This window comes from Streptomyces sp. N50, from assembly GCF_033335955.1.
Taxonomy (GTDB): domain Bacteria; phylum Actinomycetota; class Actinomycetes; order Streptomycetales; family Streptomycetaceae; genus Streptomyces.
In genome coordinates this window covers 1,168,519-1,183,695 of record NZ_CP137549.1, presented here as the reverse complement: position 1 = coordinate 1,183,695, position 15,177 = coordinate 1,168,519, and the positions used below count along the sequence as shown (strand labels likewise).

Below are 15,177 nucleotides of genomic sequence, written 5' to 3'. Positions count from 1 at the left end.
TCTTGACCTTTATCGAGTTAGGTCTACAGTCCTCGTTCGCAGGAGCCGCCATGAGAGGAACGATGCGTCATGCCCGGAACCCAGGGGATATCCAGGAGATCACTGTTCGCGGGATCGGCGGCGGGCACCGCCGCCGCGCTGCTGTCCAGCGGCACGGCCACGGCCGCGGGTAGTACCAACTCCACAGCGAGCGGGGCGAGTTACCGCGCCACGTACCACTTCACGGTCCCCGACCAGTGGAAGAACGACCCGCAGCGGCCCGTCTGGATCGACGGCGAGTACCACTACTACTACCTCTACAACGCCGACTACTTCACCGGCGTCGTAGGCACCGCGTGGCGCCTGGCCACCACCAAGGACCTGGTCTCCTTCACCGACCGCGGGGTCGCCGCACCCAAGAACACCACGTCCAACGGTGATCTCTGGTCGGGTTCGGCGGTGGTCGACACCGGCAACACCGCCGGATTCGGCGCGGGCGCGGTCGTCGTCATCGTCACGATGTCCCCCGGCGACGGCACCGACTCCCAGGCGCAGTTCCTCTACTACTCGACCGACGGCGGTCTCACCTTCACCAACCACGGGACCGCCCCTGTCCTGCCCAACCCCGGCGTCGCCGACTTCCGCGACCCCAAGGTGATCCGCGACGAGGACCGGGGCCGCTGGGTGATGGCCCTCGCCGAGAACGACAAGGTCGGCTTCTACCACTCCGACGACCTCAAGTCCTGGACGTACGTGGGCGGTTTCATCCACAGCGGCATCGGCGTCCTGGAGTGCCCCGACCTGTTCCGCATCACTGCCGCCGACGGCACCGTGAAATGGGTGCTCGGCGTGAGCGCCAACGGCAAGAGCTCGGGGCTGCCCAACACGTACGCCTACTGGACGGGTTCCTTCGACGGCAGCGCGTTCACCGCTGACACGAGTGACCCGCAGTGGCTCGACCACGGCTGGGACTGGTACGCCGGCGTCACCTTCGAGAAGCGGGACACGAGCGGCGCGGTGGACCCGGCCGCCCGGTACGCGCTCGGCTGGGTGAACAACTGGGACTACGCCGACACCACCCCCACCATCGACTGCGACGGCTTCAACGGCACCGACTCCGTCGTCCGCGAGATCACCCTGGAGAAGGCGTCCGACGGCACCTACTACCTCGCCTCCCAGCCCGTCGCCGGCCTCGACGCGTATGTCTCCCGCACGGTGAACCTGGGCGACGTGACCGTGGACGGCACGAAGGTGCTCGACTACACCGGCATCTCCTACGAGGTGACGACCGAGCTCACCTGGTCCCAACTCACCGGCGCGGGCCTCCAGTTGAGGCGCTCACCCAGCGGCGGCAGACACATCGACGCCGGCGTCTACACCGACTACGCCTTCCTCAACCGACGCAACACGGTGAACGCCGACACCTCCGGCAACTACCAGGAGAGCCACACCCCGTTCGACCCGTCCGCCGGCACGGTGAAGCTGCGCATCCTGGTGGACCGCACATCGGTGGAGATGTTCGTCGACGACGGCCGCTATGTGCACACCAGCCAGGTGTTTCCGTACCTGCTGGACACCGGGCTCGCGCTCTTTACGATCGGCGGCAGTGCGGTGTTCCGGAACACGGTGATACGGGAGTTCACGGTGTGAGACCGGGCGGGGGCCGGCCTAGGCCCGCACTCGCGAGCGGATGAAGCCCGAGGACTGAAGCGGACGTCGCCTTATAGACACCGGTTCCCCGCGCCCACCCAAGGGGCGCGGGGAACTGCGCGACCAGCCGCCCACGGCGCCGCAGCCGCGATACGACAGATCCGACCGAACTCCCGCGTCCCCCTCACATCCCGGCAGGACCCGGCCCCCGCCCCGACAACACCTCTCCATACGCCTGCATCAGATCCGGCAGCCGCAACGTCGACAGGTCGTCCCGCGACAACATCCCGGGATACACCGACAACCGCAGATCCCGGTACGCGCAGCTCTTCTCGTACAGCGTGCGCAGGAACCGCCCGTTCCCCAGCTCGTCGATCCACCCCTGGTCGACCACATGCCCGGCGATCGACCGCAGCTCGTCCAACGCCTCCTCGTCCCACACGTCACCGTTCTCCGCCGCCAACACCTCGCCGATGGAGGTGAGTTCGAGCGGCCGGTACGAAGGAAAGTCGACGCGCGTCGTGAAGCGGGACGACAACCCGGGGTTCGCGGCGAGCAGCCGGTCCATCCCCTCGGGATAGCCCGCCAGGATCACCACGAGGTGGTCGCGGTTGTCCTCGGCCCGCTTCAACAGCACTTGCAAGGCCTCGTCGCCGTACGCGTCGCCCTTGCCGTAACCGGAGTTGGAGAGCGAGTACGCCTCATCGACGAAGAGGACGCCACCGATCGCGGAATCGATCAACTCGTTGGCCTTCACGGCCGTTTGACCCAGGTACTCACCGACCAGGTCGGCCCGCTGCGCCTCGACGAGATGGTCCCCGCCGAGCAGCCCGAGGGCGTAGAAGACCCGCCCGAGAATGCGGGCCACGGTGGTCTTGCCGGTGCCCGAGGGCCCGGAGAAGACGAAGTGCCGTTTCGGCGGCTGGACCGGCAGGCCCTGTCCCGCCCGCAGCCGCGCCATGTTCAACTGGGCCGACAGCGCCTTGACTTGGCGCTTTACCGGCTCAAGACCCACCATGCGCTCCAGTTCGTTGAGCGCCTCCTCCAGTAAGACGGGGTCGGTGGGACCCGTGGGCAGCGGAAGTACCGGATTCGCGGTCTTCTCCCGCACCGAGTCACCCGCGGCGGGCAGCGGCCCGGTCGGTGGCAGACCGGGCTCCGACAGCTTCAGATCCCGCCCCTCCGCGCCGAACAGCGGATCGAGCCCGTCCGGCCCCTCCAGCGTGTCCTGCCCGCCGGAGAGCGTGATCGCCGCGAGGTCGGTCACGTCCTCGGAGCCGTCGTACCCGTCGGAGTCGGTGATCGCGGCGAGCCGCGCCGAGGTGTCCATGAACGCGGGGTCGACGCGGTGCACCGCCCGGTACAGGGGGAGCGCGGCGGCGCTTCGCCCGGTGCCCTCGTGGGCCCGCGCCAGCCAGTACCGCAGCTCCTTGCGCTGGGGCTGTTCGCTGCGGCAGCGCATCAGCGCGGAGGAGAGGAGCGGCTCGGCCTGGCCGTACATCTCCAGCCGGACCCGGGCCATCCCGCCGAACAACCCGGCCTCTATGCCCAGGAGTTGATCGTTGATCAGCGGGTCCGTGTGCCGGACCAGCTGCTCCCAGTCCTTGACCAGATAGGCGCGGCACGCGTGCAGGAAGCGGACCTGGTGGTCGGTGTCGACCGGCGGCAGTCCCGCCAACGCCCGGTCCAGCTCCGGCACATGGCGGCCGTCCAGCCAGTGCGAGGCGTGCGCGAGCAGCAGATCACGCGGGCTCTCCAGCACGGGCTGCACCCACCAGCCCAGCCAGTACCAGGAGTTGAGCGTACGGCGGTGCCTGGTGCGCTGTTCCCCGAAGCGTTCCCGGTGCCGGTACATCCGCAGCAGCGCGGTCGTCGTGTCGACGCGCAGCGCGTGCAGTCCCAGCCAGCCGTCGGCCATCCCGGGATCCATCCGTACCGCGGTGCGGAACTCCTCCTCCGCCTGCGGATAAGCGCCCATCGTGTAGGCGTCCACGCCTCGCAGCCACGCGAGGTCGGCCGGGGCCTCGGGGCCCTGCGTGCCGAAGTCCATCACGTCCCCCCACAAACCGTGCCCCCGTTGATTCACCGCCGGGCCGGCGCCCGTCGGCAGTCTGGGTCGAACCGCTGTGCCGCGGACGGGAGTTGCCGTGGTGCGCGAAGCAGCCGTCCGTCGGTCGCACCCTGGGCATCGTACCTGCGGGGCAGTCGCCCATCGAAGGGTGCCGCACAGGCCGTTTGACGAGGTGGGAGCAGATGGGGCGCACTCAGGACGGTGACCCAGGGTGAGCAAATCACGGCTCGTAGCGGCCGGAAAACGTGCTGGGAGCAGAACGAAGCCCCCGATCACGGGGGAACAACCGGGGGCTTCGCGACTCTGGGCGGCTTCGAACCGGCCGCACATTCAGAACGTAAGACCTGTACGGCCCCTGGGTCAAGCCGAGTTGAGGCACTCAAGCAAGTTCGGGCGGAAGGGTCTTCACAAGTTCAGCACACTGCGGGCGGTCCATCACCGTGGGTGACCTCATGGTCCGGTCCAATCGTCCCGGAGGGCCCCGTGAGCACCTCGTACCCCTTCCCCAACTGCCGTACCAGGAAGTCCGCGTGGGGGCGCGAAGGGTCTTTGGCGAAGTGTTCGTGTTCCGCCTCGACCCATCCGTCCCAGAAGTCCCGCTGCTCCGTTCCGTCCCGCTGCCGACCCCGTGCCCAGGACTCCTCCCGGGGCAGTTCCATCCACAGCAGTCCCGCGAGGAACGGGCGCACCGCACGGCGTCCGGCGCCGACGCCCTCGACGAGGACCACGGGCGCGGGCGGCAGCGCGCAGGGCGCGGTGAAGCGGCGGGCGTGCCAGTCGTAGGGGGTGTAGTGGGCACTCTCGCCGCGGCCGAGCGGTTCGATCACCTGGCTCAGCAGCCGGCCGGTCCAGCCGAACAGTTTGTCGTGGGTGGCGAGGTCGTCCAGGTGCAGGACGGGGGCGCCGCCCAGAGCCTCGGCCAGCCGTCCGGCGAACGTGGACTTCCCGGATCCCGCGTGCCCGTCGACACCGACGAGCCGGACCGGGCCGCAGGACGGGGGCAGCCGGCTCAGGCGGTGGGCGAGGTCGTGCATGGCTGGTCCCGGGAGGTCGTGGGGAGCGTGATGCCGCAGGTCACCGGGACAGTGTAGGGAGCGGTCCCTCCGGCCCCAGCTCATACCACTGGTCGATACCAATATTGGTGGGTGTGGCGAGGTTCGAAGTGCTGGCAGCGCGGTGCCGTGTGTGTTCATAGTGGGCGCACAGTCGTCCATTGGATCTGTCCCGACTGGATCTGTCCCGACACGGAACACCCGGGGGTCTTCCGCCCATGAGCAGAGCCGAACAGCCGTCCCGCAGAACCGTCCTGGCCGCCGCGGTCGCCGCCGCGGTGGTCGCCGGCACGGGCCCGGCGGTCGCCGACACCGCGACCGCCACCGACGCCGCCGACTCCGACCGGGCGCCGACCCTCCTCGACGCGCGGCCCCGCGAGGGCACCCCGACGGTCGACAACCACGCCTGGACCACCTACGCCGACTGGCGCCGCGGCGCCGCCCAGGGCACCCGCGCCGTCGCGGGCTCCCGCCCGGGCCTCGCGATCGGCGCCGCCGCCGGCCGCGTCGACTACACGGACCCGCACACCGGCAAGACCGCCAACTGGGAGTACGCGACCTGGACGTCCCCCGTCCACAAGCTCTCCGTCCCCGCGACGGAGACCATCGCGTCCTGGAACGCGGACACCCCGGCCGGCACCTGGATCCAGATCGAGCTGCACGGCACGTACTCCGACGGCACGGACACCCCCTGGTACGTGATGGGCCGCTGGGCGGCCGGCGACCAGGACATCAAGCGGACCTCCGTCGACGACCAGACGGACGGCAAGTCCACGATCTGGACGGACACCTTCGCGATCGACGACGCCACGACAGGCCTGCGCCTCGCGTCGTACCGACTCCGCCTGACCCTCTACCGCAAGCCCGGCACCAAGCTCACCCCCACTGTCTGGCGGCTCGGCGCGATGGGCTCCGACGTCCCGGACCGCTTCACGGTCCCGGCCTCGACTCCGGGACTGGCCCAGGAGTTGATCGTCCCGCGCTACTCGCAGGAGATCCACGTCGGCCAGTACCCCGAGTACGACAACGGCGGCGAGGCCTGGTGCAGCCCCACCTCCTCGCAGATGATCATCGAGTACTGGGGCGGCCGCCTCACCCGGGAGCAGCTCGCCTGGGTCGACCCGACCTACGCCGACCCGCAGGTCGACAACGCGGCCCGCTTCACCTACGACTACCAGTACCAGGGCTGCGGCAACTGGCCGTTCAACGCCGCCTACGCGGCCACGTACAAGGACCTCCAGGGCGTGGTCACCCGGCTCGGCTCGCTCGGCGACCTGGAGACACTGATCGCGGCGGGCATCCCGGCCATAACGTCCCAGTCCTTCCTCAGCAGCGAACTGACCGGCGCGGGCTACGGCACCTCCGGCCACCTGATGACCGTGATCGGCTTCACCGCCGACGGCGACGTGATCGCCAACGACCCCAACTCGGCCGACGATCCGGCCGTCCGCCGCGTCTACAACCGGCGCGAGTGGGAGAACATCTGGCTGCGCACCAAGCGGTACAACGCCTCCGGCAAGCTCTCCTCCGGCACCGGCGGCGTCTGCTACCTCTACTTCCCCGCGCACCCGACCGCCCGCCAGCGCAAGGCCCTCGCGGCGGTGGGCGTGCACTGACCCCGTGCCGGAGGCCGAGGTCCCTGTGACCAAGGTCTCCGGCGCAAAACCCGACAGGGATGGCAAGGTGGACGAAACGGGGAGTCCATCGCACATCCGACCTCTGCGAGCCACCATGACCGCACACTCAGCCAGCGCCGCCCGCACCCGTAGCCGTACCGGCGGCCCCAAGGCCGACGGTCCGAAGATCGTCGAGCACATCGTGGGCTGGACCCTTGTCGTGGTGATCGCGATGCTTGTGACCCAAATCGGCCTGCTGTGACCTGACACATTCGCGACCTGCCATACTGCGGTTGACCCAGCCCAGTTGGAGAGCCAGAGTCGAAATTGGAAATCAGTCAGCAGCGTGACGTCCCACGTCCCAGGGCCCGCGGTACCGAGCGTTCCTTGGCGCGCCGCGCCGAACTCATCACCATCGGCCGGAAGTTGTTCGCCGACACGTCCTACGACGCGCTGTCCATGGACGACATCGCGCGGCAGGCGCATGTCGCCAAGGGGCTGATCTACTACTACTTCCAGTCCAAGCGCGGCTACTACCTGGCGATCATCAACGACTCCGTCGCCGACCTGGTGACCTTCGCGGCGAGCGGTCTCGAACTGCCCCAACTGGACCGCGTACAGCGGACGATGGACAGCTATCTGCGCTGGGCCGAGCACAACCAGGCCGCGTACCGCACGATCGTGAGCGGCGGCGTCGGCTTCGACACCGAGGTGCACGCCATCCGCGACGGGGTGCGCGCGGCGATCGTCGCGACCATCGCCGACGGGGCGTACGGCCGTACCGACATCTCCCGGATCGCCCGCATGGGCCTGTTCGGCTGGGTGTGCAGCGTCGAGGGCGCGACCCTCGAGTGGATCAGCACCTCCGACCTTTCCCGCGAGACGATGCGCGAAATCCTCGTGAAGACCCTCGGCGGCACCCTCCGCGCCATCGAGGAGCTGGACCCCGCCCACCCGGCGCCGACGCCCGCCCGCAGGGACGTCTGAATTCCCGGTTTCGCCCTGTTCCGGACGACCGGGCTATTCTTGAAGTAAGCGGTCGTTAACTGGTGACGCGAGACCTCCGATCGGGCATACTCACAGCGCAGAGCCGCTGGTCAGCCGCTTCCGAGACCCGGGAGTAGGAGCAGCGGCCGCATCCGTGCGGTACCCGGCGACGTCGCCTCGACCCCAGGCGTACGCCCGCCGATGTGCCCGACAGGGAGGAGAGCGTCGCCATGCCCGACCGAGCCCCGCAGCCGGTGGACCGGCAACTGCCCACGGACGAGGCCCGGGATCTGATCTCGCTGGCCCGTGACATCGCGCAGCGAGAGATCGCCCCGAGGGCGGCCGAGGAAGAGGACGCCGGACACTTCCCGCGCGAGATCTTCACCCTCCTCTCCCGCTCGGGGCTGCTCGGCCTCCCGTACGACTCCGAGTACGGCGGCGGCGACCAGCCGTACGAGGTCTACCTCCAGGTCCTCGAAGAGCTCGCGGCGGCCCGCCTGACGGTCGGCCTCGGCGTCAGCGTCCACTCCCTCTCCTGCCACGCGCTGGCCAACTACGGCACCAAGCAGCAGCAGGTCGAGCACCTGCCCGCGATGCTCGGCGGCGGCCTGCTCGGCGCCTACTGCCTCTCCGAACCCTCCTCCGGCTCCGACGCGGCCTCCCTGCGCACGAAAGCGGTGCGCGACGGCGAGGACTGGGTGATCGACGGCACCAAGGCCTGGATCACGCACGGCGGCATCGCCGACTTCTACACGGTCATGGCCCGCACCGGCGAGGAGGGCGCGCGCGGGATCAGCGCCTTCCTGGTGCCCGGCGACGCGGCCGGCCTGACCGGCGCGGCACCGGAGAAGAAGATGGGCATGAAGGGCTCGCCCACCGCCCAGGTCCACTTCGACGGCGTCCGGGTCCCCGACGAGCGCCGCCTCGGCGAGGAGGGCCAGGGCTTCGCGATCGCCCTGTCCGCGCTGGACTCCGGCCGGCTCGGCATCGCGGCCTGCGCGATCGGCCTGGCCCAGGCGGCACTTGACGAGGCGGTGGCCTACGCGAGCGGCCGGCAGCAGTTCGGGCGCCCGATCTCCGACTTCCAGGGCCTGCGCTTCATGCTCGCCGACATGGCCACCCAGATCGAGGCGGGCCGCGCCCTGTACCTCGCGGCGGCCCGGCTGCGCGACGCGGGCCGCCCGTTCGCCAAGCAGGCGGCCATGGCCAAACTCCACTGCACCGACACCGCGATGAAGGCCACCATCGACGCCGTCCAGGTCCTCGGCGGCTATGGCTACACCGCGGACTTCCCGGTCGAGCGCTTCATGCGCGAGGCCAAGGTCCTGCAGATCGTCGAGGGCACGAACCAGATCCAACGGATGGTCATCGCCCGCCACTTGGCGGGTCCGGAAGTCCACCGGACCGGCTGACGCGGGGGGTCTGTCCGGAGGGCACGGCGGCAGATACGGCGCCCGGCTCCCGTGCCACACCCGCTTCGGACTGCTCGGCACGGAGGTCGACGACGCGGGGGAGCGTGGCACACGGGCTGCGGTCCGAGCCGCGGGTTGCCTGCCTCTCAGGACTGAACAACCCCGTGCAGGAGGATCCCGTCGCCCCCGATCAGGCGCCGTCGATCCCCTCCGACCTGACCCACCGGGCAGACCGCGTCGGCGGCGCCGCCAGCCGCGCCCACTCCGGGTCGTGACGCCCCGGCAGGGTGCGGCCCCGGTCGGCCCAACTCCGCATCAGGTCACGGTAGATGGGCGGATCCTGGGGCTGCGGCGGCGCCGGCGGAACCGATCCTGCGGGTGCGGGGACGAAGATCCGGCGCTGACGCTCGGCCGACGCGTAGGTGGCGGTCATACCAAGGCAACGGAATGACATGTCGACAAGTCACCGGCCCGGCTATTCGAGCGTGAGTTCACCGGCGTACAGGTCACGGCTATGGCGACCGCACCCGACCTGACGTACCGTCACCTCCACTGTCCCCAGGGGAGGTTAGCCGTGGCAGACGACCGTCCCGTGCCTCTCGACGAGTACCCCGTGCACCAGGTCCCGCTGTCGATGAAGCACGTCGCGACCGGCGACCGGAACGCCTACGACCGCTGCATCTTCCACGTGTTCGACCACGAGGGCCGCGCCCTGCTCATCCTCGGCCTCGGCGTCTACCCCAACGTCGGGGTGATCGACGCCTACGCGACCCTCCGCACCGGAGACCGACTCCACGCGGTCCGCGCCTCGGACGCCCTCGGCGACGACCGCACGCACCTCGCCGTGGGCCCCCTGCGCATCGAGGTCGAGGAACCCCTGCACCGCCTCCGCCTCTGCTGCGAGGACAACTCCCTCTCGTACGAGCTCACTTGGACAGCGGAATTCCCCGCCCTCTGGGAACCCCACCACGTCCAGTACCGCGGCGACCGGCTCACCCTCGAAGGGCGCCGCTTCGTGCAGGCGGGCGGTGTGGAGGGCGTGATCCGCGCGGGCGGCGAGGAGTTCCGGGTCTCCGCGGGCGGCTGGACCGGTACCCGTGACCGGAGTTGGGGTGTGCGGCCGATCCCGGGTGAGGAGGGCGGCCGGCTCGCCGAGGACCACCCCACCGAGGGCTTCCACTGGATCTGGTGCCCGGTCCGCTTCGAGGACCGCTTCCTGATGGTCATCGTCCAGGAGGACGCCGACGGCTACCGCACCCTGAACGAGGCGACCGTCGTCCGCCCCGGCCACCGAGACCGCCAACTCGGCTGGCCCCGGCCCGAGATCACCTACCGCCCCGGCACCCGCCACCCCGAGCGCGCCCTGATCCACCTCGGCGACGCCCGCAAACCCCAGCAGCTCGACGTCGAGATCCTGACCTCCTCACCCCTGGCGATCGGCGCCGGTTACCCACCCGCCGACGACTGGCAACACGGCACGTGGCGCGGCCGAGCGTGGACCGACGCCCGCACCTACGACCTCACCCAACCCACCCCGCTCGCCGCCTACGGCGTCACCGACCACGCGGCCCGCTTCCGCCTCGACGGCCGGCTGGGCCACGGCATCTTCGAGCACGGCTCCTTCGGCCGCCACGACCCGAGCGGCTTCACCGGCTTCGACTCGGTTGCGCCGTAGGGGAGTTGAGACATGGCGACGGCACCGCGCCCGCGCACGACCACCTGTGCCCCGGAGGGGCTTGCCTGTCGTTCGACGGTGTGGTGTGAGTCCTGTTTTTCCGGCGCCGCGTTCGTCGGGTTTTCCGGCTGCGACGCGGTTGCACCGCAGGGGGGTTGAGACATGGCGACGGCACCGCGCTCGCGCACGATCATCCGTGCCCCGGGGGAACTCGCCTGTCGTTCGACGGTGCGGTGTGAATCCCGCCTTTCCGGCACCGTGCCTGTCGGCGTTACCGGCTTCGACTCGGCCGTACCGCAAGGGAGTTGAGACATGGCGACCGCACCCCGGCCCCGTACCACCACCCGTGACCCCGAGGAACTCGCCCAGCGACTCACCGCCTGGCTCGGCACTCGGCTGCCCGGCGCCAAGGTTGTCGACGTCAGGGTTCCCGGGTCGAACGGTATGTCCAGCGAGACCCTGCTCTTCGACATCGAACACCCCGAACCACCGCTCCAGGCCTGTGCGTTGAGGCTCGCGGCGGACCCGGCGGCGTACACCGTCTTCCCGGTCTACGACATGCCGCGCCAGTTCCGCACGATGCGGCTGGTCGCCGAGCGGACCGATCTGCCGGTACCCGAAGTACGTTGGCTGGAGGAGGACCCGGGCCCGCTCGGCGCGCCGTTCTTCGTCATGGAGCGTGCCGAGGGGCGGGTGCCGCCGGACGTCATGCCCTATACGTACGAGGGCAATTGGCTGCACGCGGCGACCGACGCGGAGCGTGAACACCTGGAGGCCCGCTCGGTCGGACTCATCGCCCGTCTGCATGACCAAGTCCCGCTGTCCGAGGCTGAGTTCCTCACCCTTCCGGGGGAGGGTGGCGCCCTGACCCGGCACGTCGCATCCCAACGGGCGTACTACGAGTGGGTGGTTGACGGTGTCGCCCGCTCACCCCTCATCGAGAGCGCCTTCGACCGGCTCACGGAACTCTGGCCTGCCGACCCCGGCGAACCGGTCCTCAACTGGGGCGACGCGCGCATCGGGAACGTCGTCTACGACGGGTTCGACCCCGTCGCCGTCCTCGACTGGGAGATGGCGGCCCCGGCCCCGCGCGAGGTGGACCTCGGCTGGACCGTCTATCTGCACCGCTTCTTCCAGGACCTGACGGTCGCCTTCGGCCAGGTGGGCCTGCCGGAGTTCTTCCGCCGGGACCGGGTGGAGGCGCGGTACGCCGAACTCACCGGCCACACCCCGCGCGACATGGACTTCTACACCCTGTACGCGGCCCTGCGGCACGCGATCGTGATGCTCCGTATCGCCTACCGCCAGGTGCACTTCGGCGAAGTGGCCGTCCCGGCGGACCCGGACACACTGATCCTGCACCACGGCAGCCTGCGGGCCATGGTGCAGGGCAGCTACTGGGGTTGAGCGGGAGCGCTCAGGCGGCGCGGCGCATGACGGGCACCCGCATCGGGCGCGAGCTCGGACCGCCGACGTGCGAGAACGGCTGCGTCCGCCAGTCGAGGCCCTGAGGGAGCGTCAACAGCAGCGCGGTGTCCTGCTCCTGGAGCTCCGCGGACTCGTCGGCGGACCGGGCGTCGGCGGCCTCACGGCCCGTACCGGCGCAGACCGTCAGCCCGAACGGGTTCCACGGCGAGGCGCACAGCGCGTGCTCCGGCAGGACCTCCTCGTCCTCGAGGAGCGCGATGGGCTGCACGCAGTCCGGGCAGATCACCCGGTACATCTCGAAGGTGTCGTACGCGTCGAGCTCGTCGGCGTCGAAATCCTCGGATTCGACGCCCTCCGGCTCGGGCTCGACGACGAGCTGCGGCCGCTTGGGCGCGGTGCGTCCAGGGCGCTTAAGACTCTGCATGGGTTCTCCCCCTACTGGGCTGGGCCGTGAAGGCGCTGCGGCCTCGACCACAGCAAGCACTTCCCGTCCCGTCTCCGCGGTAATCACGAGACCATCACGGAGACCGTCCGGGGCCTGTGGCGTTCGTCACATGCCGCTCGCAGATGCCCGAGGCGGTGGATTTGTCCCCGGCCGCCACACGGGTCGCTCTCCGCCACATCACGAACCGGGTATGACCTGCGCCGCCGAGGTATCGGAGGAGATCAGCCGCACTGTAGGTTCTTGCGTCATGGAGGAGCTGGACCGACAAATCGTGCAGCTGCTCGTCAAGGACGGGCGGATGAGCTACACAGACCTGGGCAAGGCCACGGGCCTGTCCACGTCGGCCGTGCACCAGCGGGTGCGCCGGCTGGAGCAGCGGGGTGTCATCCGCGGGTATGCCGCGGTCGTCGACCCGGAGGCGGTGGGCCTGCCCATGACCGCCTTCATCTCGGTGAAACCGTTCGACCCCAGCGCCCCCGACGACATCGCGGACCGCCTCTCCGACGTCCCCGAGATCGAGGCCTGCCACAGCGTCGCGGGCGACGAGAACTACATCCTCAAGGTGCGGGTCTCCACCCCGCACGAACTGGAGGAGCTGCTGGCCCGGCTGCGCGGCCTGGCCGGCGTCTCGACCCGGACCACGGTGGTGCTCTCGACGCCGTACGAGGCCCGCCCGCCCCGCATCTGACCGACCTGCGTTCGGGGCGGCGCCGGCGAGGCGCGAGACTGTTCCCCATGAGTGAGCGCACCCCCGAGCCGTCGACCGTCCTGCTCCGCCGCGGCGAAGTCCACAGTCCCGCCGACCCGTTCGCGACCGCGATGGTCGTGGAGCGCGGCCAGGTCGCCTGGGTCGGCTCCGAGGGCGCCGCCGACGCCTTCGCGGACGGCGTCGACGAGGTGGTCGACCTGGACGGCGCGCTGGTCACCCCGGCGTTCACCGACGCACACGTCCACACGACGGCCACCGGCCTCGCGCTCACCGGCCTCGACCTGTCCGACGCGCCCTCCCTGGAGGCGGCCCTGTCCCTCGTCCGGGACTTCGCCGCCGCCCGCCCGGCCGACCGCGTCCTGCTCGGCCACGGCTGGGACGCCGCCCGCTGGCCCGGGGGCCGTCCGCCGACCCGCGCCGAACTCGACACGGCGACCGGCGGACGCCCGCTCTACCTCTCCCGCATCGACGTCCACTCCGCCGTCGTCACCACGGCCCTGCTCGACCTCGTCCCCGGTTTCGAAGCGCCGGACGGCCCCCTCACCGCCGACGCCCACCACGCCGTACGCGCCACCGCGCTCGCCGCCATCACGCCGGAGCAGCGCGTCGAGGCGCAGCGGACCGCCCTGGCCCACGCCGCCTCCCTGGGTGTCGGTTCGGTCCATGAGTGCGCCGGACCCGAGATCTCCTCCGAGGACGACTTCACGGGCCTGCTGCGCCTCGCCGCCGAGGAGCTCGGGCCGCGCGTCGTCGGCTACTGGGCCGAGCAGGACGTCGAGAAGGCGCGGGAACTGGGCGCCGTAGGAGCGGCGGGGGACCTCTTCGTCGACGGCGCTCTCGGGTCGCACACCGCGTGTCTGCACGAGCCGTACACCGACGCCGGGCACACCGGTCTCGCGTACCTCGACGTGGACGCCGTCGCCGCCCATGTCGCCGCCTGCACCGAGGCGGGCCTCCAGGCGGGCTTCCACGCCATCGGGGACGCCGCGGTGACCGCCGTGGTCGACGGCGTCCGGAAGGCCGCGGAGAAGGTCGGCCTGGGCCGCGTCCGCGCCGCCCGTCACCGGGTCGAGCACGCCGAGATGCTCACCCCGGAGACCATCGCGGCCTTCGCCGAGCTGGGGCTGACCGCTTCCGTGCAGCCCGCCTTCGACGCGCTGTGGGGCGGCGAGGAGGGCATGTACGCCCAGCGGCTCGGTGTGGAGCGGGCGCGTGCCCTGAACCCCTTCGCGGCCCTGCTGCGGGCCGGGGTGCCGCTCGCCTTCGGCTCCGACAGCCCGGTCACCCCGATCGACCCGTGGGGCACGATCCGCGCCGCCGCGTTCCACCGGACGGCTGAACATCGCGTCTCGGTGCGGGCCGCGTTCACCGCGCATACGCGGGGCGGCTGGCGGGCCGTAGGACGGGACGACGCGGGTGTTCTGGTGCCGGGCGCGCCCGCCGACTACGCCGTCTGGCGGACCGACGCCCTGGTCGTGCAGGCGCCCGACGACCGGGTCGCGCGCTGGTCGACCGACCCGCGCTCCGGCACACCCGGACTGCCCGACCTGACACCGGGCCGCGACCTTCCCGTCTGTCTGCGCACCGTCGTGGGCGGACGGACGGTGTTCGTACGGCCGGGCGAGTGATCTCCCGGGGTGGCGCGCCCCCGATCCACGGCCGCCGCGTCGTCGCGCGACCTGCGCATCCTCTGCCCTGACCAGCCGGTTGTGGGAGAAAGGCCAGGTCAAACGGCTGTTGACAGGCGGGCGCAGGGGGCCGGTAGGTTCGTCCGAGTCCACCACCGGACGCCCGACCGGGGAACCTCCGAGCACTCGTCGAAGCGCCGCTGGGTCAGGGTCGGTGCCGCACCGGGCACCGTCACTGGGAGCCAGGCTCAGCGCCCGCGCCACGGCGAGGGAACGTTCCGGCCGGTCGGCTGGTGTGACCCGGGTGGGGCCCGGACGTCCAGTAGACAACGGCCTTGGTCGACCCGCAGCCGGCGGGTCCCAGGTCGGCCCGAAGGGCGCCGGGCCCCCATCCGCAGTAGGCGGGTGCCAAAACGGGCATCCTTACCCCGTTCTTGTCGAATCGACACCACCGTACGAACGGCGTGGCACGTCATCCCAGGCCGCGGCCACTATGGTGGACGCCTGCGTACGGACATGAAGGGG

13 protein-coding genes are annotated in these 15,177 nt (G+C 70.7%); 9 read left to right on the top strand and 4 right to left on the bottom strand.

What is annotated here, in order from left to right; all coding sequences use genetic code 11:
* Nucleotides 1-69: 69 nt before the first annotated feature.
* Nucleotides 70-1,629 carry a glycoside hydrolase family 32 protein gene (locus tag R2B38_RS04840; RefSeq protein ID WP_318015120.1) on the top strand — a complete coding sequence of 520 codons (1,560 nt, stop codon included), beginning with the start codon at nt 70-72 and terminating at the stop codon, nt 1,627-1,629.
* 184 nt (nt 1,630-1,813) lie between these two features.
* On the opposite strand, the gene R2B38_RS04835 is transcribed toward R2B38_RS04840, so the two are convergent.
* Nucleotides 1,814-3,679, bottom strand: a complete 1,866-nt coding sequence (locus R2B38_RS04835) for an AAA family ATPase (RefSeq protein WP_318015119.1) — start codon at nt 3,677-3,679, stop codon at nt 1,814-1,816.
* Between the two features lie 434 nt (nt 3,680-4,113).
* Nucleotides 4,114-4,734 (bottom strand): hypothetical protein, encoded by a 621-nt coding sequence (locus R2B38_RS04830; RefSeq protein WP_318015118.1) that lies wholly within the window; start codon nt 4,732-4,734, stop codon nt 4,114-4,116.
* 236 nt (nt 4,735-4,970) lie between these two features.
* Between R2B38_RS04830 and R2B38_RS04825 the strand changes: the two genes are divergently transcribed.
* The 4 genes from R2B38_RS04825 to R2B38_RS04810 all read left to right on the top strand — a co-directional run bounded on the left by R2B38_RS04825 (nt 4,971) and on the right by R2B38_RS04810 (nt 8,767).
* Nucleotides 4,971-6,368, top strand: coding sequence for a peptidase C39 family protein (locus tag R2B38_RS04825; RefSeq protein ID WP_318015117.1), 1,398 nt, complete (start codon nt 4,971-4,973; stop codon nt 6,366-6,368).
* A 115-nt stretch (nt 6,369-6,483) separates the two neighbouring features.
* On the top strand, nt 6,484-6,630 hold the full coding sequence (locus R2B38_RS04820) for an SCO1431 family membrane protein (RefSeq protein ID WP_318015116.1): 147 nt from the start codon (nt 6,484-6,486) through the stop codon (nt 6,628-6,630).
* Between the two features lie 65 nt (nt 6,631-6,695).
* Entirely contained in the window at nt 6,696-7,355 is a 660-nt protein-coding gene (locus tag R2B38_RS04815; RefSeq protein WP_318015115.1) for a TetR/AcrR family transcriptional regulator, read from the top strand.
* Nucleotides 7,356-7,585: 230 nt separating this feature from the next.
* Entirely contained in the window at nt 7,586-8,767 is a 1,182-nt protein-coding gene (locus R2B38_RS04810) for an acyl-CoA dehydrogenase family protein (protein WP_318015114.1), read from the top strand.
* 190 nt (nt 8,768-8,957) lie between these two features.
* Here the strand turns inward: R2B38_RS04810 and R2B38_RS04805 are convergent, their stop codons facing one another.
* Nucleotides 8,958-9,200 carry a hypothetical protein gene (locus R2B38_RS04805; protein ID WP_318015113.1) on the bottom strand — a complete coding sequence of 81 codons (243 nt, stop codon included), beginning with the start codon at nt 9,198-9,200 and terminating at the stop codon, nt 8,958-8,960.
* A 141-nt stretch (nt 9,201-9,341) separates the two neighbouring features.
* Between R2B38_RS04805 and R2B38_RS04800 the strand changes: the two genes are divergently transcribed.
* Nucleotides 9,342-10,442, top strand: a complete 1,101-nt coding sequence (locus tag R2B38_RS04800) for a hypothetical protein (protein WP_318015112.1) — start codon at nt 9,342-9,344, stop codon at nt 10,440-10,442.
* A gap of 312 nt (nt 10,443-10,754) precedes the next feature.
* Entirely contained in the window at nt 10,755-11,849 is a 1,095-nt protein-coding gene (locus tag R2B38_RS04795) for a phosphotransferase family protein (protein WP_318015111.1), read from the top strand.
* Nucleotides 11,850-11,859: 10 nt separating this feature from the next.
* Here R2B38_RS04795 and R2B38_RS04790 read toward each other — a convergent pair whose 3' ends face one another.
* On the bottom strand, nt 11,860-12,294 hold the full coding sequence (locus R2B38_RS04790) for a hypothetical protein (protein WP_318015110.1): 435 nt from the start codon (nt 12,292-12,294) through the stop codon (nt 11,860-11,862).
* Between the two features lie 268 nt (nt 12,295-12,562).
* On the opposite strand from R2B38_RS04790, the gene R2B38_RS04785 reads away from it, so the two are divergent.
* Together R2B38_RS04785 and R2B38_RS04780 are read left to right on the top strand one after the other, a co-directional pair.
* Nucleotides 12,563-13,003, top strand: coding sequence for an Lrp/AsnC family transcriptional regulator (locus tag R2B38_RS04785; RefSeq protein WP_026150833.1), 441 nt, complete (start codon nt 12,563-12,565; stop codon nt 13,001-13,003).
* Nucleotides 13,004-13,050: 47 nt separating this feature from the next.
* Nucleotides 13,051-14,652 carry an amidohydrolase gene (locus R2B38_RS04780; RefSeq protein WP_318015109.1) on the top strand — a complete coding sequence of 534 codons (1,602 nt, stop codon included), beginning with the start codon at nt 13,051-13,053 and terminating at the stop codon, nt 14,650-14,652.
* Nucleotides 14,653-15,177: the final 525 nt, after the last annotated feature.